General features: G+C 59.7%; 19 protein-coding genes. 15 read left to right on the top strand and 4 right to left on the bottom strand.

The features are described 5' to 3' along the window. Positions 1–3: 3 nt before the first annotated feature. Both ICY20_RS02030 and ICY20_RS02035 read left to right on the top strand, forming a co-directional pair. Positions 4–867, top strand: coding sequence for a DUF3034 family protein (locus ICY20_RS02030; protein ID WP_194936822.1), 864 nt, complete (start codon positions 4–6; stop codon positions 865–867). After that, positions 867–1,286 (top strand): group I truncated hemoglobin, encoded by a 420-nt coding sequence (locus ICY20_RS02035; RefSeq protein WP_194936823.1) that lies wholly within the window; start codon positions 867–869, stop codon positions 1,284–1,286. Before ICY20_RS02030 ends, ICY20_RS02035 begins: the two co-directional genes overlap by 1 nt. Before the next feature lie 503 nt (positions 1,287–1,789). Here the strand turns inward: ICY20_RS02035 and ICY20_RS02040 are convergent. Both ICY20_RS02040 and ICY20_RS02045 read right to left on the bottom strand, forming a co-directional pair. Beyond that, the gene (locus ICY20_RS02040) at positions 1,790–4,207 is read right to left on the bottom strand and encodes a glucose/quinate/shikimate family membrane-bound PQQ-dependent dehydrogenase (protein ID WP_194936824.1); all 2,418 of its coding nucleotides are present in this window, start codon (positions 4,205–4,207) and stop codon (positions 1,790–1,792) included. 379 nt (positions 4,208–4,586) lie between these two features. Next, positions 4,587–6,605, bottom strand: a complete 2,019-nt coding sequence (locus tag ICY20_RS02045; RefSeq protein ID WP_194936825.1) for a TonB-dependent receptor — start codon at positions 6,603–6,605, stop codon at positions 4,587–4,589. A 139-nt stretch (positions 6,606–6,744) separates the two neighbouring features. On the opposite strand from ICY20_RS02045, the gene ICY20_RS02050 reads away from it, so the two are divergent. Beyond that, the gene (locus ICY20_RS02050; RefSeq protein WP_122514516.1) at positions 6,745–6,978 is read left to right on the top strand and encodes a VF530 family protein; all 234 of its coding nucleotides are present in this window, start codon (positions 6,745–6,747) and stop codon (positions 6,976–6,978) included. 4 nt (positions 6,979–6,982) lie between these two features. Further along, positions 6,983–7,609 (top strand): Pr6Pr family membrane protein, encoded by a 627-nt coding sequence (locus tag ICY20_RS02055; RefSeq protein ID WP_159956851.1) that lies wholly within the window; start codon positions 6,983–6,985, stop codon positions 7,607–7,609. A gap of 124 nt (positions 7,610–7,733) precedes the next feature. Here ICY20_RS02055 and ICY20_RS02060 read toward each other — a convergent pair whose 3' ends face one another. Both ICY20_RS02060 and ICY20_RS02065 read right to left on the bottom strand, forming a co-directional pair. Beyond that, a complete protein-coding gene (locus tag ICY20_RS02060) occupies positions 7,734–8,513 on the bottom strand; it encodes a siderophore-interacting protein (RefSeq protein ID WP_194936826.1) in 780 nt (259 codons plus the stop codon). Further along, the gene (locus ICY20_RS02065) at positions 8,510–9,031 is read right to left on the bottom strand and encodes a PadR family transcriptional regulator (RefSeq protein ID WP_159956847.1); all 522 of its coding nucleotides are present in this window, start codon (positions 9,029–9,031) and stop codon (positions 8,510–8,512) included. The genes ICY20_RS02060 and ICY20_RS02065 overlap by 4 nt, the downstream gene beginning before the upstream one ends. Positions 9,032–9,554: 523 nt before the next feature. On the opposite strand from ICY20_RS02065, the gene ICY20_RS02070 reads away from it, so the two are divergent. The 11 genes from ICY20_RS02070 to ICY20_RS02120 all read left to right on the top strand — a co-directional run bounded on the left by ICY20_RS02070 (position 9,555) and on the right by ICY20_RS02120 (position 24,058). After that, positions 9,555–10,064 carry a fimbrial protein gene (locus tag ICY20_RS02070; protein WP_159956845.1) on the top strand — a complete coding sequence of 170 codons (510 nt, stop codon included), beginning with the start codon at positions 9,555–9,557 and terminating at the stop codon, positions 10,062–10,064. Between the two features lie 51 nt (positions 10,065–10,115). Then, the gene (locus tag ICY20_RS02075; protein WP_159956843.1) at positions 10,116–10,676 is read left to right on the top strand and encodes a fimbrial protein; all 561 of its coding nucleotides are present in this window, start codon (positions 10,116–10,118) and stop codon (positions 10,674–10,676) included. A gap of 19 nt (positions 10,677–10,695) precedes the next feature. Then, positions 10,696–13,293 carry an outer membrane usher protein gene (locus ICY20_RS02080; protein ID WP_194936828.1) on the top strand — a complete coding sequence of 866 codons (2,598 nt, stop codon included), beginning with the start codon at positions 10,696–10,698 and terminating at the stop codon, positions 13,291–13,293. Then, entirely contained in the window at positions 13,290–14,048 is a 759-nt protein-coding gene (locus tag ICY20_RS02085) for a fimbria/pilus periplasmic chaperone (protein WP_159956841.1), read from the top strand. The genes ICY20_RS02080 and ICY20_RS02085 overlap by 4 nt, the downstream gene beginning before the upstream one ends. Positions 14,049–14,069: 21 nt before the next feature. Next, a complete protein-coding gene (locus tag ICY20_RS02090; protein ID WP_159956839.1) occupies positions 14,070–14,642 on the top strand; it encodes a fimbrial protein in 573 nt (190 codons plus the stop codon). A gap of 10 nt (positions 14,643–14,652) precedes the next feature. Next, positions 14,653–15,147 carry a fimbrial protein gene (locus tag ICY20_RS02095; RefSeq protein ID WP_194936829.1) on the top strand — a complete coding sequence of 165 codons (495 nt, stop codon included), beginning with the start codon at positions 14,653–14,655 and terminating at the stop codon, positions 15,145–15,147. A gap of 13 nt (positions 15,148–15,160) precedes the next feature. Continuing rightward, positions 15,161–15,640: a fimbrial protein gene (locus tag ICY20_RS02100; protein ID WP_159956835.1), complete on the top strand. Its 480-nt coding sequence runs from the start codon at positions 15,161–15,163 to the stop codon at positions 15,638–15,640. 11 nt (positions 15,641–15,651) lie between these two features. Next, the gene (locus ICY20_RS02105) at positions 15,652–16,200 is read left to right on the top strand and encodes a fimbrial protein (RefSeq protein WP_194936830.1); all 549 of its coding nucleotides are present in this window, start codon (positions 15,652–15,654) and stop codon (positions 16,198–16,200) included. 77 nt (positions 16,201–16,277) lie between these two features. Beyond that, positions 16,278–17,249: a fimbrial protein gene (locus ICY20_RS02110; RefSeq protein ID WP_194936831.1), complete on the top strand. Its 972-nt coding sequence runs from the start codon at positions 16,278–16,280 to the stop codon at positions 17,247–17,249. Further along, positions 17,246–18,211, top strand: a complete 966-nt coding sequence (locus ICY20_RS02115; RefSeq protein WP_200846275.1) for a fimbrial protein — start codon at positions 17,246–17,248, stop codon at positions 18,209–18,211. Before ICY20_RS02110 ends, ICY20_RS02115 begins: the two co-directional genes overlap by 4 nt. Before the next feature lie 132 nt (positions 18,212–18,343). Continuing rightward, entirely contained in the window at positions 18,344–24,058 is a 5,715-nt protein-coding gene (locus tag ICY20_RS02120) for a membrane-targeted effector domain-containing toxin (RefSeq protein ID WP_194936832.1), read from the top strand. The last annotated feature ends 52 nt before the right edge of the window (positions 24,059–24,110 follow it).

Consider the following 24,110-nt stretch of genomic DNA (forward strand, 5'->3'; position numbering starts at 1 on the left):
GGCATGAACGTGCGTTTTTCTTTTTTGATCGGTTGCCTTGGTGCGCTGACCCTGCAAGCGGCGTGGGCCGATAACGGCCGCCTGATCGCCACCGGCGGCGCCAGCAGTATCGAAGGCACGGCGGGCGGCGGGATCACCCCGTGGGCGGTGCTGGCCGGTTATGGCGAGCAAGGTGAGTGGGGCGCTACAGCGTTCGCCACCACGGTCAACCTGCCGGACTATCGGTTGGACGTGGCCGGGCTGGCGCTGGCCTATGACAACCGGGTCGAGCTGTCTTTCGCCCGCCAACGCTTCGACCTTGGCACCCTCGTGCACAAACTGAACCTGCCCGAAGACAACCTCGGCCAGGACGTGCTGGGCCTTAAGGTGCGGCTGTTTGGCGATGTGATCTACGACACCTTGCCCCAGGTCTCGTTGGGCCTGGAATACAAACACCAGACCAATTTCGATATCCCCAACCTGGTAGGCGCCAAGCGCGACAGCGACGTCGAAGGCTACCTCGCCGCCAGCCGCTTGTTCATGGGCGCCGCCTTTGGCTACAACGTGCTGGTCAACGGCAGCCTGCGCTACAGCCGCGCCAATGAAACCGGCCTGCTGGGTTTTGGCGGCGACCGTCGCGACAGCCGCAGCCTGCTCAAGGAAGGCTCGGTGGCGCTGTTGTTCAACCCGCGTTGGGCGCTGGGCGTGGAATACCGCGAAAAGCCCGACAACCTGTCGTTTGCTGGTGAGAGCGATTGGGCGGATGTGTTTGTCGGTTACTTCCCGAACAAGCATGTGTCGTTTGTGTTGGCCTACGCACGCTTGGGCGAAATCGCCACGCTGGATAACCAGAACGGCACCTACCTGTCTGTGCAGGGGAGTTTCTAATGCGCGTACTACCCCTGGTGTTCGTCTTGTTGCTCAGCGCCTGCGCCCAGCAACCCCCCAAGGATGACAGCCTCTACCGCGACCTCGGCGCGATGCCGGGTATTACGCGGGTTGTCGAAGGCATGCTGCTCAACATTGCACGGGACGAACGCATCGTTGAGCGCTTCCGGCGCATCGATATCCAACGCTTGCGCAACAAACTGATCGAGCAGTTCTGCGTCGAGGCGGGCGGGCCGTGCACCTATACCGGCGACAGCATGGCGGAGAGTCACAAGGGCCAGAATGTGAGCCGCAGTGATTTCAATGCGTTGGTGGAAGACTTGATCAAGGCGATGGATCAAGAGGGCATCTCGGTGCCCGTACAAAATCGCCTGATTGCCCGATTGGCGGTGATGCGCGCAGAAGTGATAGAACACTGATCCCCCAGGCAATGAGGTTTAAATGTGGGAGGGGCGGTGCGACGATTCGACTTGCCCCCGATGACAGAGTGTCAGTCACTGCATCTGTTGACTGACACACCGCCATCGGGAGCAAGCCCCCTCCCACATTTGCCCCCATACATCAGGTAGAGGGTGGTTGGCTCTGGCTCTGGCTCTGGCTCTGGCTCTGGCTTTTGATCTTGACCTTAGGCGCCCCGTTAACCACGCTGGCCGGAGTGAGGGCACACCGAGCCTAGGCGAGGTGCCGAGTGGTGGGGCAAGAGCCCTTTGGTTACTTTGGGGCTCTTCCAAAGTGACTCGCCGTAAGGGCGAAACCAATATCAGCCTTCACCCAAATAACGGATATGTACCCCGCCCAAACCCCTCTAGCGCCCAACACATAGCCATCGGGGGCAAGCCCCCTCCCACATTTTGATCTTCGCCAGACATGAAAAAGGCGGCGACCCTCAACAGGTCGCCGCCTTTTTTGCTACCGGGATTGCTTAATCCGGCAGTTTAAACGCCATCACATAGTCACCCTGCTTGGTACCCAGGGAACCATGACCCCCCGCCACGACCAGCACATATTGCTTGCCGTCCTTGCCGGTGTAGGTCATCGGTGTAGTCTGCGCGCCTGCTGGCAGGCGGCCTTCCCACAGTTGCTTGCCGTTTTTCACGTCGTAGGCACGCAGGTACTGGTCAAGGGTACCGCTGAGGAACGCCACGCCACCCGCGGTGGTGAATGTACCGCCCAGGCTAGGCACGCCCATGGTCAGCGGGACTGGAACCGGCGAGCTGTCGCGCACGGTGCCATTCTTGTGCATCCAGATGGTTTTGTGGGTGGTCAGGTCGACCGCTGCCACATAGCCCCAGGCCGGTGCCTGGCACGGCAGGCCCATCGGCGACAGCAGTGCTTCGAGGATCACGCCGTATGGCGCGCCTTTGTTCGGCTGCACGCCTTCGGTTTCGCTGACACGTGGGCCTTGCTTGGCGATGTCGGCGGCCGGGATCAGCTTGGACTTGAACGCCATGTAGCTTGGGTTCACGAAGGCGATCTGGCGAACCGGGTCGACGGAGATACCGCCCCAGTCGAACACACCGAAGTTACCTGGGTAAACGATCGAGCCTTGCAGCGACGGCGGGGTGAACGGGCCGTCGTAGCGCATCGACTTGAAGTCGATCCGGCAGATCAGTTGGTCAAACGGCGTTACGCCCCACATGTCGCGTTCTTTCAACGGCGGCGGCATGAAGTTCAGGTCGGACTTGGGTTGGGTAGGGGAGGTACGATCGCCCGCTACTGCGCCCTGAGGAACCGGTATTTCGTTGACTGGAACCACCGGCTGGCCGTTGGTGCGGTCGAGCACGTAGATGCTGCCTTGCTTGGTCGACGCCATCACCGCTTGCTTCACGCCGTCAGCGGTCTTGATGTCGATCAGGGATGGCTGGCCGCCTACGTCCATGTCCCACAGGTCGTGGTGAGTGAACTGGAAGGTCCATTTCACGTGACCGGTGTCGATGTCCAGGGCGGTGAGGCCCGCTGCGTATTTCTCGGACTCATCGGTACGGTCGCCGCCGTACTGGTCGGGCATCTGGTTACCCATCGGCAGGTAAAGCATGCCGAGTTTTTCATCCACCGAGAACATGGACCACATGTTCGGCGAGTTGCGGGTGTAGGTCTTGCCTTCGGCCAACGGGGTGGTGTCGTCCGGGTTGCCGCTGTCCCAGTTCCACACCAGCTTGCCGGTGTGCACGTCGAACGCGCGGATCACGCCGCTTGGCTCGTCGGTAGAGACGTTGTCGGTCACGTGACCGCCGATCACGACCAGGTTCTTGGTCACGGCCGGTGGCGAGGTGGAGTAGTAACCGCCTGGGGCGAAGCTGCCAATGTTGGCACGCAGGTCGACCTGGCCTTTGTCACCGAAGTCTTCGCACATCTTGCCGGTGTCGGCGTTCAGGGCGATCAGACGGGTGTCGGCGGTTGGTACGAAGATGCGTTTCGGGCAGGCCGTCGGCGCGGTGGCCGGGCTGGCGCTGCCGGTTGGGCTCTGCTCGGAGGCGTACACAGCGTCATCGTGATACGACACGCCACGGCAGGTCATGTGGGCCCAACCCTTGAAGTTTTCAGCGCCTTGGCTGCTGATCTTCGGATCGAAACGCCAGATTTCCTTGCCGGTGTCCGGGTCCAGGGCAATCACTTGGCTGTGCGGGGTGCACACGTAGAGCATGCCGTTGACTTTGAGCGGGGTGTTTTCCGCCGTGGTCTCGCCCGGATCGTTAGGGCCAGGGATGTCGCCGGTGCGGTAGGTCCAGGCTGGCACCAACTTGCTGACGTTTTGCGGGGTGATCTGCGCCAGTGGCGAGTAACGATCACCGAAGGCCGAACGGCCATAGGAGTTCCAGTCGCCATCGGCCTGGGACGGTGCAGCGCTGGCCATGCCTGGTACGGCATCGCGGTCCAGTTGACCGGTCTTGACCATTTCACCTGGGTTGGTGAATTGGCTGGCCAGTGCGGCAACACCCGCGAGCACGACAGCAACGCTCAGCGCGCCAGTGCCCATTGGAGCAGGCTGGGTGCGCACCAACGGACGGCGAAACCACGGCAGCAGCATGACGATGCCCAGGGCGAACAGCAGTGCCAGGCGCGGCACCAACTGCCACCAGTCCAGGCCGACTTCCCACAAGGCCCACACCGTGCTGGCGAACAGCACCACTGCGTACAGGCCCAGCGCAGCGCGGTGGTTGGCCAGCAGCAAAATGCCGGTCAAGGCGATGCCGATACCGGCCAGCAGGTAGTACAGCGACCCGCCGAGCATCGTCAGCTTGATACCCCCGGCCAACAAGGCCAGGCCCATGATCAGCAGCAAGACGCCGAGCAGCCTGGGCAGCAGGCGGCTTTGGCTCGAAGCACCATCAGTGCTCATAGTGTGTTTCTCCGTTACGTTGGAATTATGTAACCCGATGCTTCTTCACTGTAGATGACGATTCGGCACAGGCTTGGTTCAGCGTTATTTGGTTTTTCTGGGGATAAGGGTGGTTATCCACAGGCGGGCGATTTATCCCCAGGCGCGGCGGGGTGTAAGACAGCGCTGTCTTTGCGTGAAGAGATATTCGGCAAGATGGGGTCGACCGGGAGGTGAAACGTTTCAGATTGTTGCCGGCAAGGATAAAGGGAGTGGGCGCAGAGAGAAAGGGTAAATAGCGATATGCATCATTTCTGATTTGGTAACAGTGACTAAGTGTCGCTGCAAAATGAGTGTGGGAGGGGGCAAGCCCCCTCCCACATTGGTTATGCAGTGAAGGTTAGAACGTGGTGCGAATCCCGAACTGCACACTGCGCCCCGGCGCCGGGGCAATGTCGCGCAGGATCGAGCTGGCATACCGCACGGTCTGGTTGGTCAGGTTTTCACCATTCACAAACGCCAGCCATTCGCTGCCGCCTACGTTGAAGCGATACCCCGCGCTCGCGCCGAGTGTGGTGTAGCCATCGGTGCCGCTTTCGTTATCCGGCATACGGCCTTGGCCGGCGGCGTGTTCTACGTCGATGCGGGCCTGCCAACGGTCCAATTCCCACAACAGCCCGCTGTTCAAACGCAGCGGGGCGATGCGGGGCAGGGCTTCGCCGGTATCGAGGTTGGTGGCGCGGGTGTAGTCACCCGACAGTTCCAGCGCAAATTTGCCGTAGGCACTTTCGCCAAGCTTCCAGTGGTCCTGGGCTTCAAAGCCTGCGAAACGGGCACGCACGCCAGAGTAGGTGTACTCAGGGATGCCATCCGCATCTTCTTCACCTTCATCGTTCAGCGTACGACCGCTGCCCAGCAGACCAATGTAGTTGGAGAAGTGGCTGTAGAACACGCCGAAGCTGCCCTTGTGGGTGCCATTGTCAAAGCGCAGGGCCAGGTCGCTGGACACCGCTTTTTCTTTTTTCAGGTTGGCATCGCCCAACTCGTAAGTGCCGGTGGCGACGTGGGCGCCGTTGGCGTACAGCTCGTAGAAGGTCGGTGCGCGCTCGGTGTAGCCCAGCGTGGCGGCCAGGGACCAAACCGGCGTGAGGGTGTAGACCGCGCCCGACGACAGGCTGCCGGCGGTGAAATCGTTGGACTTGTCGGCACCGGCAAAGCGTTCGTTGCCTTTGGCGTTCGGGTCGACGCTGGTGTGTTCCAGGCGCCCGCCGAGGCTGAGCTTGAGGCGCTCGGTGGCTTGCATCTCTTCGAGGATAAACAGCGCGCCGGCGTTGGTGTCGGTTTGCGGTACGAAGGCTTCTTCACCCAACGCAGAGAACTCGTTGCGCGTGACTTGGGCACCGACCACACCGTTAAACGGGCCGATCGGCTGGTGACGGGCTTCAACGCGGGCTTCATAGCCTTTGTTCTTGAAGATCGTGCCGGTTTCGCCGTCTTCGATCTCGCGGTGTTCGTAATCGGTGTAGCCCGCGTCGACTTTTACCGAGGTAAACGGGCCCTGCAGGTTGCGTACTTCGGACGCGAACGCGTAGTGCTCCTGCTGCATGCGGATGCGCACCGCCTGCTCGGCGGGGGAGCCGTAATTGCTGTCGTAGTTGCTGTAGGACAGCCCGGCGTAACCGTCGTCCCAGGTGTAGGAACCGCCGACTGCACCACCGTCCTGACGCCCGTCGCTGTTACCCAGGCGGCCGTTTTTGCCGGGGGCGTCGTCGCTCTCTGGCGCATGACGGCTGCGAGCCTGGCCAGGGATTTTCAGGTCGTTGAACTCCCGCGCATTGGCATCCAGGTGCAAGGCAAACGTGCCGTTGCCGGCTTCCAGTTTGCCCGCGCTGCTGCGGGTGGTGTCGGCGCCGCCGTAGCGCAGTTCGCCGGCGCCGTGGATGCCTTCGATGGCTTCGGTGGGGATGCGGTTGTCGAAGGTGTTGACCACGCCACCAATGGCGCTGCCGCCATACAGCAAGGCGGCCGGGCCGCGCACGATTTCGATGCGGTCGACGTTGATCGGGTCCAGCGGCACGGCGTGGTCATAGGACAGTGACGAGGCATCCAATGCGCCCACGCCATTGCGCAGGATGCGAATGCGGTCGCCATCCTGGCCACGAATAATGGGCCGGCTGGCACCCGGGCCAAAGTAGGAAGACGACACACCTGGCTGCTTGTTAAGGGTTTCGCCCAGGCTGCCTTTTTGTTGCAGGGTCAGCTCGTCGCCTTCCAATACGGTGGTGGGTGACGCCAGTTGTTCGCTGCCCAGCGGGTTGCCGGTGATGACTTGGGGTTGCAGCTCAAGGGCGTGAGCTTCGGAGCAAATCAGCAGGGCGGCGGCAAGCGGGGTCAAGCGCCACAGAGAAGAGAGGGACATCGGACATTCCTTGGCAAAACGACGAAAAGATTTGATATGTATAGTTACAATATAACATCACTTTTTTGCCAAGGGCGGGAACTTTTTTGTTCGTGCTAAAGTGCGCGGCTGTCTCTCCACTTTTTGTAAAAGGCCCGGCATGACCGCGACAAGCAACGACCCACTCCACGGTGTGACCCTGCAGCACGTCCTCACCACCCTGGTGGAACACTACGAATGGGAAGGTCTGGCCGAGCGCATTGATGTGCGTTGTTTCAAGAGTGACCCGAGCATCAAGTCGAGCCTGACCTTCCTGCGTAAGACCCCTTGGGCGCGTGAGAAAGTCGAAAGTTTGTACGTGAAACTGATGCGCACCAAACGCCCGCTGGATTGAGCCTGTGAAACGGTTTATCGCAGCGGCCGCCTTGGCGGGTTGGCTGGGGCTGGCGATTCAGCAATACCTGATTTTCTATTCGCGCTGGGCCTCCGGCGCCAGCCTGATGGGTGGGCTGATCAACTTTTTCAGCTTCTTCACCGTACTCACCAACACCCTGGCGGTGGTGGTGTTGAGCTATGCGCTGGTAAAGCGTGAATCACCCGTGCAGCGGTTTTTTCTCGCGCCGCGAATCAGCAGTGGCATCGCCGTGAGCATCGTGGTGGTAGGCCTGGCCTACAACGTGCTGCTGCGGCACTTGTGGCAACCTGAAGGCTTTCAATTTATCGCTGACGAGTTGCTGCACGACGTGATGCCGGTGCTGTTTTTTATCTACTGGTGGCGGTGTGTGCCCAAGGGCGATTTGCGCTTTAAAGATATCGGCGCCTGGGTGATTTACCCGTTGGTGTATTTCGCTTATGCGCTGCTGCGGGGGGATTTGCTCGGGCAGTATCAATACCCGTTCATTGATGTGGGCACCCTCGGTTACCCACAGGTGTTCGTGAATGCCGGGGGGATTTTGGCGGGGTTTGTGCTGGTTGCTGTGGCGGTGGTGGGGTTGGATAGGCTCCTGAAATCACCTCGAACCTGAAGTGGACACAGGACAAAATGTGGGAGGGGGCTTGCTCCCGATAGCGGTGTGTAAGTCAATACCTTAATGACTGAACCACCGCTATCGGGAGCAAGCCCCCTCCCACATTTGACCGAGTCAAACCTTAGGCTTCTTCGCTGCCTTCTTCGCTGCCTTCTGCGCGCCAGTAGCCCACGGCCTTGAGGAATTCCTCGTTGACCTTGTGCGTATCCAACAACACCCGGCGTACCTGGCGCGACAGTTTGCTTTCCATCGCCACAAAGCTGTACAGCGAGCCGCTCGGCAGCGTCAGTTTCTGCACCGTATCCAGCAAATCATCCTGGCCGCGAATCACCCAGATCACTTCAACATTGGCAGCGCTTTGCAGCGCCTGCTTTTCAGCCGCATTGGCGATCTCAATAACGGCGAGCACCGTGCGCCCAGCGGGCAATTCCTCCAGGCGCCGCGCAATGGCGGGCAGCGCGGTTTCATCGCCGATCAGCAGGTAGCTGTCGAACATATCCGGCACGATCATCGAGCCCCGTGGCCCGCCGATGTACAGGTGCTGGCCGACTTGAACCTGGTCGGCCCAGGTGGACGCTGGGCCATCGCCGTGCAGCACGAAGTCAATGTCCAGCTCGCCAATGCTCAGGTCGAAATGCCGAGGCGTGTAGTCGCGCATGGCCGGTTGCGGGCCGTCACCCTTGATGCTGAAGGTCGGGCTTTCCAGTGCGGCCTGTTCGGCGGCGTTCTGCGGGAACAGCAGCTTGATGTGATCGTCACTGCCCAGGCTGACAAACCCCGCCAGTTCAGGCCCGCCGAGGGTGATGCGGCGCATGCGTGGGGTGATGTCGACCACCCGCAGCACGTCCAGGCGGCGGCGTTTGATTTCGTGGGTCACGCGGTGAATGGTTTGAGTATTCATTGGTCTTTCCCGTCGGCAATGGCTTGGGCGGTGCGATTGAGCAGCGCCGCGACACGAACGATTTCTTCCGGGCTCCAGCGCCCGTGGTGCGAGTGCAAGGCATGGCGCAGGTTGTGCACGGCCTCGTGGATTTGCGGTGGGCGGTCCTGGCCACGCAAGGAGCGCTTGCTCACGTCAATGCGCATGCGTACGCCATCCAGGGCAATCGCTTGCTCGCTTAAGTAGAGACGACCGGCGTCGGTGATTGTGTAGCGTTTTTTTCCACCATCGGCATCGCCCTGGATCAAGTCGCTTTCTTCCAGGAAGGTCAGGGTGGGGTAGATCACGCCGGGACTTGGGGTGTAGGCGCCGTCGAACAGGCTTTCGATCTGGCGGATCAAGTCATAGCCGTGGCATGGCTGTTCGGCGATCAGCGCCGGCAGCAAGAGTTTCAGGTCGCCGGGCGCAAATACCCGGGGGCCGCGACCGCGGCCAGAGCGAGGGTCAAAGCCGTCGCGTGGGTGAGGATGGTCTCGCATCGTGGGAGCCTCTGTGTGTGTCTAGATATAACGTAAGATATATCTTAAGCAGCGCGCAAGCGCTCCCGACGAGCGGTCCGCCGCGGCTCAAACATTTTTTAACGCCTTAGTTGCTCATCATTCAATGAATACTAATGTTTTTAAGTTAATGTTATCCGCTTCTTACATACCTGGTCTGCACTAAAGTATTCTCATTAAGGCGCATGTAGCCTAATTCTTACAGCTGTATTTTAAGTTTTGGCAAATTGCCATAAATCTCCTATGTGTCCTGATGTAACGCGGCTACGCGGTGCGTTGAATTTCCCGGCTTACATTCTCAAGTTGAACGTCGACACTTACTTCGCTTCGAACGGGTTCCTATTTGCAATGCAATTAGTTGGAAAGACAGTTTGCGCATCGCGCTGTGAACTGAGCTTTTTAATCAGGGGCTACAACCGGATCGTCGCTTAACTGATAAACCCTACGCAGCACTGCGACGGGGTTTTTTCTAACACTATGTGAGTGCTTGCAAATGAAAACCAAAATGAAAACTGTGCTGTTGTCGGTAGGTCTGCTGGTGGGTTCGGCATCGGTTGTTCATGCGGCTGATGGGACGGTGACGTTTATTGGCTCGGTCCATTCGGGTGCCTGCTCCATCAAGCCTGAATCGGTGGACCAGTCAGTACACCTGGGGGCGATTGCCAAGCATCAATTGCAGTCGGGTGGCAAGTCTGAAGCCCGGCCTGTGCGTATTGAGCTTGAGGGTTGCGACCTGACGGGCCTGACCGATAACACCGTAACCACGACCTTCACCGGCGCGCCATCGACCGTTGTTCCTGGTGCGATTGGTACCGTCGGTGGTGCGGGTGGCGTGGGCATCATGATGACCCATGGCGGCAAGCTCGTTGAGCTGGGTGTCCCGACCACTCCACAGGCCATTGTCGCCGGTGATAACACGTTGGAGTTCGGTGCCTATGTGCAGGGCGCTGCCACGGGCACTATCGTCCCTGGCAATTTCAGCGCGGTCACCAATTTCACCTTGGCTTATCAGTAAGCGTTTCCCCCGCCACCTTGGGTGGCGGGGGAAAGCTGGCGGGAGATAAAGGTGAAAATATTCATAAGCCTCGCTATTACCTCTTTATCGGCAATGTGCGTCAGCCCTTGGGTTTTCGCACAGGCGTCGCCGCAAGGGGATGGGATCGTCATGCTGGGGGGGCAGGTTATGGACTCAGCGTGCGGGTTGGAACTGGCCAGTGCTGATCAAACCATCGATATGACGCCCGAACCCATTGGCCGGCTTCTGCGAAACACGCTGGGAGCCCCGCACCCCTTCCAATTGCGTCTGGTCAATTGCTCATTGACCCGCCCTGACCCATTGCGCCCAGGCGTCAACTTGCCGGATTGGGAGCACCTGCGCGTGACGTTTGACGGTGCTGCCGACAGGGGAGGGCGCTCTTTTGCAGCCTTTGGTGATTCCCAGGGCGTTGCCTTGCATATCTGGGATTCGGCGGGTGAGGAGAGCGTTCCGGGTGAGCCGATGGCGCTGCGCCCGTTGGCTGAAGGTGACATGACCCTTCACTACACGCTTCGACTGGTAGGTAACGGATTGCCGTTGGCGCCTGGGGCTCACGCAGCCGCAGTGCGGTTCAAGTTGGAATACTTTTGAACATTGATGGGTTGCTTTCATGTTGAATGCGTCGAAGATCAAAAAAACGCTGCGCCCGGGTCTAGTGGTTGGGTTGATGTCCTTGGCAGGCACTGCATGGGGTGCAGGGGATATCGAGTTTAATACCGACGTTCTTGATCTCAGTGATCGCACCAATATTGATTTGTCTCAGTTTGCCCGCAGTGGGTTCATTCTGCCTGGCACTTATTCGATGGTGGTGCAGATCAATAGCCAAGTTGTTGCTGAGCAATCGGTGGCGTTTTATCCGCCCGATGATGACCCCAAAGGAAGTAAAGCCTGTTTATCACAAAGTATTGTGGAACAGTTGGGGTTAAAAGCGTCCGGTGCTGACAAGCTTACTTGGTGGAAAGGCGGGGAGTGTCTGGATATTCAAGGCCTGCCCGGTATGGAGGTCAGTGGAGACCTGGCGACGTCCACGCTGAACATCAGCTTGCCCCAAGCCTACCTTGAATACAGCACGATCAACTGGGACCCGCCCTCTCGTTGGGACGACGGAGTGCCTGGGTTGTTGGTTGACTACAACATGACAGCACAATCGAGCTACCAGAAAAATGACGGGACACGCAATAACGTCAGTGGTAACGGAACCCTGGGCGCCAATGCCGGGGCCTGGCGCTTGCGGGCTGATTGGCAGGGGCGCGTCGACCAGGACCGCGATCAGCCGTCCAGGCGTTCGACGCTGGAGTGGAGCCGTTACTACGCTTACCGCGCTATCCCTTCGCTGAAGGCGCGCTTGGTGGTGGGCGAGAATTACCTGTATTCGGACCTGTTTGACAGCTTCCGTTTCACCGGTGCGGCCCTCAATTCCGATGAAAGCCAATTGCCGCCCAACTTGCGCGGTTATGCACCGGAAGTGGTCGGGGTCGCCAAGACCAATGCCAGGGTCATCATCAGCCAGCAGGGCCGTGTGTTGTATGAAACGCTGGTGGCGGCAGGGCCATTTCGTATCCAGGACCTTAACGACGCCGTCTCCGGCAGGCTGGATGTGCGCATAGAAGAACAGGACGGTACGGTACATACCTCCCAGGTCGATACCGCAGGCGTTCCTTACCTGACGCGCCCCGGGCAGGTTCGTTACAAACTGGCGACGGGGCGCCCGTCCAATCTTCAGTACGGCGCCGATGGAAACTATTTCGGCAGTGGCGAGTTCTCGTGGGGTGTCAGTAACGGCTGGTCGCTGTTTGGCGGCGCTATCACGGATAACAACTACCGTGCGTTATCGGTCGGCGTGGGTCGTGACCTGTTGGCGTTTGGTGCTGTATCGCTCGATGCCACTCAGTCCAACGCCCGGGTGTGGGATGAGACGCTCTCGGGCAAGTCCTACCGCCTTCAATACTCCAAGCACTTTGAAGAGTACGACAGCCAGGTCACCTTCGCCGGTTATCGGTTTTCCGAGAAGAACTACCTGAGCATGAGCGAGTACCTTGATGCGCGCCATTACGGGCGCAACGGCGAACTCGCCGGGATCGACGAGAACGGCAGTTGGAAACCCATCGGTGGCAGCAAGGCCCTGTACACGGCCACGGTCAACAAGCAGTTCCGTGATCTGGGCGCCACCGTTTACGCAAGCTACAACAAACAAACCTATTGGGAGCGGCCGGCCACTCAGCGTTGGAACGTGTCGGTGTCACGCTACTTCAATGTGGGCACCGTCAAGAACCTGAGCCTGTCCCTGAACCTGTATCGCACGCTGGATTACAACTACAAGGACAACGGCATGGCACTGACGGTCAGCCTGCCATTGGGGCGCACCGGCACACTGTCGCTGGACGCCAACAGGGCCGCAGGCGAAAACCGTTACTCAACGCGCTACAGCGATCGCTTTGATGAGCGCAACAGTTACCAGCTCAATGCGAGCAACAAAGCGGCCAGTGGTTACCTGAGTCACGTCGGTGATTATGCCGACATCGACATCGACCTTGCCGCAAGCCAGCAGGAAGGTAACTACACCAGCCTCAGTGTGTCTGCTCGTGGCGGTGGCACGCTAACGCAACACGGTGCAGCCCTGCACCGTACCAACAGTACTGGCGGAACTCGCTTGATGGTGGACACCGGTGGGGTGCCCGATGTGCCTGTTCGCGGTTACGGCACGCCGACCCGCAGCAACGTGTTCGGCAAGGCGGTCATTTCCGATGTCGGCAGTTATCAGCGTACGGCGGCCAGTGTCGATCTGGAAAGTTTGCCGGGCAACGTCGAGGCCACCCAATCGGTCACGCAACTGACGCTCACCGAAGGGGCTATCGGTTATCGATCCCTGGACGTGATTGCCGGTGAGAAGGCCATGGTGGTACTGCGACTGCCGGACGGCAGTTCACCGCCCTTCGGCGCGGTGGTGAAGAACATCAAGCAGCAAGACACCGGGATTGTGAATGACGGCGGGCAGGTCTACCTGAGCGGTATCCAGGCCGGCGAAGCGATGACCGTCAGTTGGGGCGGGTTCGAGCGCTGCGTCCTTACGCTCCCCGACGTCTTGCCTGCGGATGGCTTGACCGATGCCCTGCAACTGGGCTGCCAAGTGGTAGCCAACGATCAATCATCGCCCGAGCCAGCCTCGCTGACCGGGCAGCGTACCGATACGGAGAACACATCCTCATGATGCTCAATACGCGTCTCACCCTCCAGGCTTTCATGCTGTTGGCTCTGGGCTTGAGCCAGAGCGCCAATGCCGCTGTCGGCCTGGATCGTACCCGAGTGATTTTTGATGGCGGCAAAGAAGCCACCAGCGTGAATATCACCAACAACAACACCCAGTTACCGTACTTGGCCCAGGGTTGGATCGAGGACGAGGAGGGCAAGAAAATCACCTCGCCCTTGATCGTGCTGCCGCCGGTTCAGCGTTTGGAGCCTGGGAAGCAGAGCCAGGTGAAAGTGCAGGCGCTGCCGGCGGCCAAGTCATTGCCGCAGGATCGTGAAAGCGTCTTCTACTTCAACCTGAGGGAAATACCGCCGCGCAGCGACAAGGCCAACACCCTGCAAATTGCGCTGCAAACCCGGATCAAATTGTTCTACCGGCCGCAAGCCATTGCGCCGAGCCAGCAAGACTTGTCCAACCCCTGGCAGGAAAAGCTCACGCTTACCGTCGAAGGCGAACGTTATCAGGTGAACAACCCGACGCCTTATTACGTGACCCTGGTGGATGCGCGCAGTAGCAAAGACGGCAAAACCGTGTCGGGCTTTGAGCCACTGATGGTGCCGCCCAAAGGCTCGCTCACCTTGGGGCCAACGGCCAAGGCGCTCGGCGCAACGCCTCATCTTGCCTACGTGAACGATTACGGTGGCCGCCCGCTGCTGGCCTTCACCTGCACCGGCAGCGCTTGCACCGTGAGCGCGCAAGTATCGCCTGACAAGTAGCGCCTGCTGCTGGAGAACCTCATGAAGTCGCACACTGTGAAGGTCTTGGGCGGTCTGTTACTGGCTTTGGTCAGGAGCGCGCACGCCGAGGATATCGAGGGCATGAATGGGCTGCTGAACATAACAGGGTCCATGCATGAAACCCCTTGCAGCCTGGAGATGACATCGCTGCACCAAACCATTGACCTGGGTGCGGTGTCGGCCAGCCAGTTGCAACGGCCTGGTGATCAGGCAAAACCCATGTCGTTTCAACTGCGGTTTACCGATTGCCAGCGCACGGCTGGCAGCATCCGCAGTGAACGCACGGGCAACCTCACCTGGAGTGCCTTTCAACCCGTGTTGTCGGTGGCGTTTTTCGCGCCTGCCGATCCCGATGACCCACGGCTGGTGCAAGTGCAAGGCGTCAGTGGGATGGGCCTGCAATTGACCGATGCGCTGGGGCGGGACGTACAGCTGGGCTCACGGGGCGAACCGGTGTTTTTGCCTCTGGGCAGTAACACCCAGACGTGGCTGGTGCAGCCCACACGCACCGCCGCACCGTTGACCAGCGGGGCGTTTCGGGCCGTGGTGGATTTCAGGCTCAATTATGAGTAAGGGCAGAACGATGGCAACGTTAACCGGCCCATGGGCCATGTTTATCGGCGGCGGCGTGTTGTGGGCTGTCTGCCAGGGCGTGCAGGCTGAAACCAGCCTGACCATCCGCGCGGTCATCATCGCGCCGCCGCCGTGCGTCATCAACAACGGCACCACGCTCGATGTGCCGTTTGGCAATGACCTGCTGACGTCACGGGTCGACGGGGTGAATTACCGTCGAGGCGTGCCTTATACCGTCACCTGTGATTCGCCCTTCAGCAACGCCTTGATCCTGGAGCTCAGGGGCACAGGGGCGTCGTTCGATAACCGCGTGCTCGTGACCCGCAAGCCGGACCTCGGGGTAAAGCTGTTCATGAATGGTGCCGACTGGCCGCTCAACACCGCAGTGAATTTTACCTATCCAAACTTTCCGGTGGTGCAGGCGGTGCCCGTTAAACGTGCCGGCAGCACACTGACGGGAGGGCTCTTTGATGCGACCGCCACCCTGGTGGTCGACTATCAATGACGAGGAATGATCAATGACCTTTTGGCAGCCACGAGCGTTGCTCGCCTTGTGTTCCATCGGCCTGTGCAGTGCAGCGTCGGCCAACCTCACCTTTAGCGGTACGCTGAACGAGCCACCGCCCTGCACGATCGACGCGGGTAACACGATTGAAGTGGATTTCGGCGATGTCGGGGTCAAGCGCGTCGATGGCGTGAAATATCGCCGCGGGCTCGCGTACACCATCAGCTGCGGCCCGGCCACGCTGCCGTGGGAACTGAAGCTGAGTGTTAATGGCACCCCCACGACATTTGACGGTGCCGCGGTGCAGACCAATGTGCCTGCGTTGGGCATTCGGGTGTATCAGAACAACGTGCCGTTTGCGCTCAATACACCATTGGACATCACCCTGCCGTCACCGCCGGTATTGGAAGTTGTACCCGTCAAACAGCCAGGTGCCGTTCTGGCCCCCGCACGGTTTACAGCGGTGGCCACACTGTTGGCCGAATACGAGTAGGAGCTGAGCTTATGCGACATAAAACGGTTCGTAAGGCTTGGTCATGTGCCGGGCTGGCGTTACTGCTGACCTGCGGCCTGATGCCCAATGGGCAGGCGGCGGACAACCTGCGTTTGCAAGGCAATCTGGTGGAAGAAGCCTGCACAATCCGCCCCGGTGACGAGGCTATCACGTTGGAACTCTGGGACGTGACCAGCAAGCACCTCTACATCAACACGCGCACGCCGGGCAAAGGTTTCAAACTGCACCTGGAGGACTGCGACACCACGATTGGCAACACGGTCACCATCCAGTTCGGCGGCAGGGAAAACTCCGCGCTGCCAGGGCTTTTCGCGCTCGATGGTGGCAGTGGCGCCTCGGGTATCGGGGTCGGTTTGGAGACGCCAAGCAATAAGCCATTACCCGTGAATTCGGTCAGCGATGAGCAAGTATTGAGCAATGGCAGCAACGTGATTGAGCTAAAGGCCTATGTGCAGGGTGAGCCGCAAGCCATCAGTGATCAGACCATCGGGCACGGCACCTATACGGTGACCTCCACGTTTACGCTGGATTATCCGTAAGCGCCTCAGACAAACCTCAACTCTATCCAGGCTGCCCGCAGGGCAAGGCCTGGGTAGATGCGCAATGAGAGAACAAAATGAAACGACTTTATGGAGCCATGGTGCTTCTTGTCTTGATTGGTTTTACAACGACCGCGAAGGCAACTGATTGCCGTGTGAATGGCGGCGGTTGGATATTTGTAGGTGCAGGCGGGACGCTTAACTTGCAAGTCCCTGTCAATGTTCAACTGGGTGCGGACAGAACCCGAATCATGCTCGAAGGCGTGAGGTTGGAATGCCGGTTCACCCCCGGCGATTTCACGCCATCTCCGTGGGAAGACTATTGGTCAACGTCGTTAAGGGTCGGCCCAGCGTGGGTGCCAGGCCCCAAATTCGTCCGCGAAGGTACGGGCTTACGAATAAACGGAACGTACCGAAATACCCCGGTTCCCGATAATATTCGGGTGTCTACCATGCCCGATAACGCCATTGGTGTTCCGGTCGATGTAACCCCCTATATTTTGGTTCGCAACAGCCCGACCAACCCTATCGACATTCGAATAGGGGACACGCTCGGTAGGCTGAACCTCCTTCAGACCAACAACAATAGTCCCAACAGCTCAACGCTGGCCCTGACGTACACGGCGGCCAACAACTTCTCCATTTCCCCATCAACGTGCACGATCAACAATAACAACCCGATCGACATAAACTTCGGCAACGTACACCAACGGGCCATCGGCACCGACCCGCTCACAACGACCATTCGCCGTGACCACAGGCTCACCTACTCATGCCCGGACGGTGGAGTGACCTCACCGATCACTATTACCTACCAGGGCACCCGATCCTCGTTCGACAACCGCGCTCTGCTGATGAGCAACCCGGACGTAGGCACCGCCATGGTCCGTGCAGGTTCTGCAGTGCAAGTAGGTGGGTCGTTCCTGACTCGCATCGACAACAGCGTAGGGGGGGATGATGTGACATTTACCCTGGTACGGCGCGCGGGATCGTTACCCGCCGCCGGGCCCATCAGTGGGAGTGGCGTACTCGTGATGGGGGTGCCATGAAACGACTGTATGGCGTCATGACGCTGCTCGTCCTGATCGGTTTTACTACGACCGCGAAGGCAGCCACATGCCGTGTGAATGGTGGGCCGTGGGAGCCAATATTCGGGGAGCTACCCCTGCAGGTCCCCGTGACCGTTACCTTGGCCGCAGACCGTACCCGGATCACGATGGAGGGGGCACGGCTTGAATGTGGGTTTTCCAGAGGGTCGCAGAGCCCATCTTCCCGAGTGGATTTCTGGGCGACCGGCAGTGCGACGGGGACCCCATGGATACCGGGTCCAAAATTCGCCAATCAAGGCGCCGGCCTGCGAATTCTGGGCGGGCACTACAATATTCCTATTGCCCACGGTATTCGAATTGCCTCGTTGCCTGACGATTTGCGTGGTTACCCTATCGACGTTACGCCCTATATTCTGGTGCGCAACGACCCGACCAACCCGATCGATATTCGTGCCGGGGATATGCTCGGTACCCTGCGTCTCACCGCCACGAACAACTACAACGCAAGTGTCGCGAGCATCTCGGTCAGGTACATCGCCGCCAACAATTTCACCATCTCTCCCTCTGCATGCACGATCAACAATAACAACCCGATCGAGATCAACTTTGGCGATGTGCACCAACGGGCAATAGGCACCGACCCACTGACAACGACCATTCGCAGGGACTATAGGCTGACTTACACCTGCCCAGACCCCGGCATCACCACGCCGATCACCATTACCTACCAAGGCAGCCGGTCTTCCTTCGACCCTCGGCTATTGATGATGACTAATCCGGACGTGGGCACGGCCATGCTTCGTGCGGGGTCTGCGGTACAAGTGGGCGGTTCGTTCTTGACCCGCATTGACAACAGCATGGGCGGCGACGATGTGACGTTTACCCTGGTTCGGCGAGCGGGGGCCCTACCGACCGCTGGGCCTGTAACCGGGAGTGGCGTATTGGTAATGGGGGTGCCATGACTCGCCGATAAGACCTCGGTCGCGCGTTCGCGGCCGGGGCTTTTTCACAGCATTAGTCTACTTATCTACCGCCGCCCTGCGTTCTGCGCCCCCCATCCTGATGGCTCTTCCCATGCGCATGGAGCCAGCGCGATGAGCACATTGATTTCTCCCTCTCACTCGCCTACACCGCCGCAAATAAGCGGCTATCTGTATCAGATCGGCCACCAGCTGCAAGGCACCGACACACCGTTGTCGTCCAAGCGAACGCCCCCCGTCGAGTTGCAAAAGTTGGAACAGCTCAACGAAACCCTGCTCGCGCACCAGCACGTTCATACCGATCGAACCCGCGCGCTTTACGCCGGCCTTGCACAGGCCGACCTGCAGAGCGAGGAGGGTAAGCAACTGCTGGCGACCCTCAAGCGTGACCTCAAGCAGCAACTGCGCGGCCTGGATGAAGTCAGCCTGCTGGGCAGCAAAAGCCTGCGTACCTTCATGGCCAACGAGGCAGGCCTGGCGGCCTTGGCGCTGGAAGCCAAGCTGAATGTCCAGGACTATCTGCTGCACCGTGAAGAAGCACAGTTGGTGGAAAATCTTGGGCTGGGCCCCGCCTTTCGGCCCGGCGTTTACGCCCTGACATTCCACTATCAGACGCGCACCCTTGAGTTCGCCGAGGCCTTTGTGCTGACCGAAAAGAACACGCCGGTGGTCACGCAACTGACGACTGCGGCGGATGTCGGTTTTGTCGTACTGTTTACCCCGGCCCGTGGCTTCGAGTCGTTCAGCTCGCTGGCCGACCTGAACAGCCGCTTGCGCGCGGCCATGGCGGTGAACACCTGGCGTGAGGAGTTCATGGGCCTGCTGCCCCGCCAATACCAAGGGCTGTCAGCCATGGGCGTATGGCCCTTGGCGTTGGTGCCGATCAACGGTGAGCCACTGTGCGAGCATACTTATGACGCCAGCCTGGCCCGACGAGCACAGGATATCGATTGGGCCTTGAGCCTGGAGAACAACGCCAGCCATAGCGCGCAACAACTGCTCGCCGACTTGGACGCGGCGATCCGTGCAGCGCTGCCAGACCTGCGTGGGCGCCTGGAGCTTCGTGCACAACGTCTGCTCGACCGCTGCCTTGAATACAGCGCCCCCGCCTGGTACCGCAACGCCCACAGCAGCCAGCGCGAAGCCCTGGCACGCCACCTCGGCGAATACGATATGGCGCGCCAGACGTTATTGGACCTGCTCGGCCCTGCCGCCTCGCCGCATGCGCTGGCGCGCTACCAAATGCTCGAACAGCTCGCCAGTGATCTGGAGATCAACGACCTGGACCCCGACCGTCTGCTTGTCTGTACCCGTCGCAGCGTGGCCAGGGTCGGGCTCTACGAACAGAAACATACCCTGACCGAACTGGCGCTGCGCGGTCTGCACAGCGGCGATGAACGCGAAGGCTCGGCGTTCCTGCTCGGTACCACGATGACCTATGCCGGCGCACCGTTGGGCGAGGCCTACGAGGATCTGACACCGGCCTATCTGGCGACGCTGCTGAACACGCTTGAACCGCGTGTGGGCTTTGAGACCGTGCGGCGCGAGTCCTACGCCAAGCCGCAGATCCATACCGCCATCGAGCACATGCTCGACCGCCGAATCAACGCCCTGGCCTACACGGCAAAAGTGCAGAACCATATCACCGAGGCCGACTATCTGCGCTTTACGCGGCTGCGTCGCGGGGGCTCGACGCAACTGGGCGCCAGTACGGTTTCACTCAATGGCCTCGTACTCAAAGACCTGTGGCTGCTGCGCGAAACCGACGAGCAAGGGCGCGTCAAACGCTTGCTGCTGTGTACCCCTGAAGCGCCCCAGCCCCAGCAGTTTCATGGATTCGACGATGAAATCCTCTGCCAGGCGCATATCCTGGCCTGGTGCGATAACCCAACGATGCGTGCGTATCTGCTGGAGCAAGTCGCTTTCAAGTCCCGGGCAAGCCTTCGGACGTTCATGGCTGGCGTGGGCTTTATCCCGGCGCAGCAGGAATACCGGCATGTTACCTTCAGCGTCGCCAGCGCCCAGGTCGATTGCCTCAAGGCGCTGCGGGCCCGGCTGCTGGAAGTGCAGACCGACGATTACAACTGGGGCACCCCCGCCTGGTACCGCTCGGCCCCCGTGGCCCAGCGTCGACAGTTAACCGAGCTGGCGGAGCATGCCGAAGGCGCCGCAAACACCTTTGCGCAGAACCCGCTGTCCGATGCTCAGTTCCCGGCGTTCGAGCGCTTTCTTCATGCCCAGGCCAAAAAGCAGTTGAATGCGCTGCTGGGGCGCCAGCGGCAGAACGATATCGACCCTGATACCGTGTGGGTCCATTACCCCAAAGACGTCCCGGCCTTAACCCGCCCGGCGTCCGTCACCTATACCCGTTTGTATCGGGATGGTTTTGAAGATTCGGTGGGGTTTCTGGACGCCAAGTTCGAAACTGTCGCCACCTTCATGGGCCCGGCCGGGGTCGACCTGAGCAAGCTCACGCCACGTAACGTCGCGCTTTCGGTGCGCGGCGTGTGGATCGGCCAGCGTTACGCCGATGAGGTCAAAGCCAAACTGCAAGACCCCAGAAGCCAGGGCTACGCCTTGCGCCGCGATGCAACGCTGGCCATCCACCAATTGCAGTTGCATAACGCTGCGCTGGAGTCACGCCTCAAAGGCTATATCGCCCAGGTGGACCTTGACTGGCTGGTGCGCTGCATCAACAGCCTCGACGACAGCACGCCCGTGACCCGCCACGCCTACCAGGTGCATCGACTATTTATCGACGGCGATTGGGTGATCGACAACTACCTGTTCAGTCACGGCCTCAACCCGGTACTGCTGTATACCCCGCAAGCACCGGATGGTGTGTATGTGCGTGAAGCCAGGCAGTTCAACTATCTGCTGAAAAAAGTCGACGGCATGCTCGACTACTTCACTGGCCGTGTCGGCGTGCAGTCCAGAGTTCGGGTGCAACGCTTTCTGGAAGCCGCCAAGGCTGGCCTGCCGGACAGCCTCAACAGTACCGACCTTAGCCTGGCACGCTATGACTCGACCAAGCGCATTACGCCCTTGCTCAACGTACGTCACGACCTGTACGACATGAAACTGCAACGCAAGATCGATGATGTGGCCGCCACTACGGTCAACCGTACCGCCATGATCATGGGCTTGATCTGGAGCTGCGTTGAATCACTGATCGCTGTCGCCACCGCGCCGTTCCCGGTGCTGAGCCTGAGCCTGGGCCTGTTGATGGCGCTCAAGGACGGCATGCTGGCCCTGCACGCCTACAACCAGGGCGACACCGACGCTGCCCTGCATCACTTTATCGGCTACCTGGTTAACAGCCTCGGCGCCGTGTTCACCGACCTGCGCCCGGCGCTCAAGTCCATTGGCCCGTTGATCAAACCCATACGGCACTTGATGCGCCCCACCGCGCAACGCCAGGCCATGGCGCTGATCAAACAACTGGAGCCACCGACCCCCACGCCCGTCGGCATGCAGGCGGTGTTATTCGAAGGGCGACCGTTGTGGGCACCGAAGACTCCCGATGCCCTGGGCCGCTACCTGCTGTATCACCAGGACCCGGTAAGCGGCAAGCTGGCCTCGACGGCGCGGCTGGTCAACCAGGATGCCGATGGCCATTGGGTACGCTCGGGCCTCAAGGGCGGGGCGCCCAAAAAAACTGCGGCGACGCCTCATGCCTTGCAAAACTACGAAGTGCCGACGGACAAGGTGAAAGACTATGAAACTCTTTTGAGTTTCGACTTCAACAGGGGCACTTACCTCGACTCGTTGGCCGGTAGAGGCACTGGCGACGTCAGTTTGCTCGCGGAATTCGAACCGCTGCACGGCCCCTATGCCAAGGCGTCCCTGGAGCTGCAAATGAGTGCCACGACGTTCTTCAGTGAACTGGCGCCCATCGTGCCCAGAGCCGATGTACTGGTCTTCGAAACCACGGCGACCCATCGTCACATTCTGGAAAGTGCCCTCAAGGAAAACAAAGGCCTGATCGTGGGCGCGGCCCCCGGTTCTCTGGCCGGCAATCAGTTACTGATCGACAATATGCAAACCCTTTACGCGCAAGGCGTCAGGCGTCTGTACATCGAGTACCTGCCGGGTGATGTCTTCAGGGGTAAATTGGCCAAATTCAACGCGGGAGGCAACTTCAGGCACATCAAGGCCTACCTGAAAAACGTCGAGAACGGTCTGGGTATTCCCACCGACTCCGCTCACTCCTATCGCGCGTTGATCCTGGCCGCTCGCAGGGAAAAAATCACCGTCTGTGCGCTGGATGCGTCCACCGGTTACGACTTGGGCAGAGCGTTCAACCTGAGCAACGGCGCGGCGATCAGCCCTCGCCCCAATGCCCAGAGAAATTTCTACTCCCACCGGCTTATCGACGCCGACATCGCTGCACAACCCACCGACAGCTGGGTGGCCCTGACCGACAGTCGCCGTATCAGCACACACAACGCAACGCCAGGTTTGGCTGACCTGCAAAGGACTGTAGGTTTGCGCGTCGAGAATGTTACCCCTGGTCAACCGACAGGTATCTGGAAAGACGCGCCTGGCTCTATCGCCGACGACCCACTGGCCAAAGGTGACTTTAAACTGACCCTGGAAAGCACCTACAGCCAGCCCCAGAGCAACGTCACCCAGCCGGTGTCGCAAGCCGTCACCTACAGCCAGTTCGATATCGATCCCATGTTCAAGGACGAGTTACGCAGGCAACTGGGCGGAAAGTACGCGTTTGACACCCGTTATGGCTCAATGGACCCAAATGTCGCCGCCGCAGAAGGTGCCTTTAAAAAGACCCGCGAGCGCCTGGATAAAAGCGCAGGCGATTTTTTCAAGACCCTTGAACTGCCACCCCGGCCCACCTTGGCGCAGTTGCCGGAAACCATCACCCAAGAAGCGTTTATCAAGGAAAGCTACAAACACGCTCCTGGGCTGATTATCTGTGAGAGTCATGCTGAGCAAGCGAGCAAGGCGATGCTGATCGACCAGATGGCTACGCTCAAGGAGCAGGGCGTAAAAACCCTCTACATGGAACACCTGTTTACCGACCTGCACCAGGCTGATCTGGAGACGTTCCACCGAACCGGTGTGATGCCCAAACCGCTCAAGGATTACCTGTGGAGCATGGACAGTGGGCATATGCGCGAATACAGCGGGCCTCACACTTACTCCAGCGTCGTGGAGGTGGCCACCAAACACGGCATCCGTGTACGGGCACTGGACTGCGTCTCCAGTTACCACACCAAAGGCATGTCAAACGGCGATAGGTCCAGAATCTCGATGTTCAATTTCTTTGCCGATGAAGTGATCCGCCAAGACCAGGCGACCCAAGGCGCGCACCGGTGGGTGGCGCAGATGGGCGATGCCCACGTTCATGCGCACGAAGGGTTTGCAGGCGTCGCCCAGACGCAAGGCGCCATCAGCCTGCGTGTGTCCGATGTCCCGCAAGGTACCGCAACCGAGTTGCGCTCAGGGCAGCGTTGGAAGGTTGGGTACAAGAGCTCTTTGTACCCTGACAAGCTGAGGGCTGTGCGCAGCGATTATACGATGACGGTCGCTGTCCCGGGCGCACGCCCCTATGCCCCCTATTTGCCGATTGACCGGTCGCGCCTCACGCGACAGGGCTATTACATGGTGGAGCAACTGTCCCCTCACGACGTGAGCATTGTTCACCACTCGCGCAGCGGCGACATCCTTTCCACTCCCGTGCAGATCGATGATCAGGGGCGTTTCTTCATTGATCGCTGGCCGGACTTGAAAGACGAGCGTTTTGTCGAGTTTGAGCGTCTGCTTTCGGCGCTTGATCAAGTGATCAAACTCACGCGCATTCGTTAACTGGCACAACGTTGGGCATTGCGCCGTACCTGTGGCGAGTGAGTAAGCTCCC

This window comes from Pseudomonas pisciculturae, from assembly GCF_015461805.1.
In the GTDB taxonomy this organism is placed as follows: Bacteria; Pseudomonadota; Gammaproteobacteria; order Pseudomonadales; family Pseudomonadaceae; genus Aquipseudomonas; species Aquipseudomonas pisciculturae.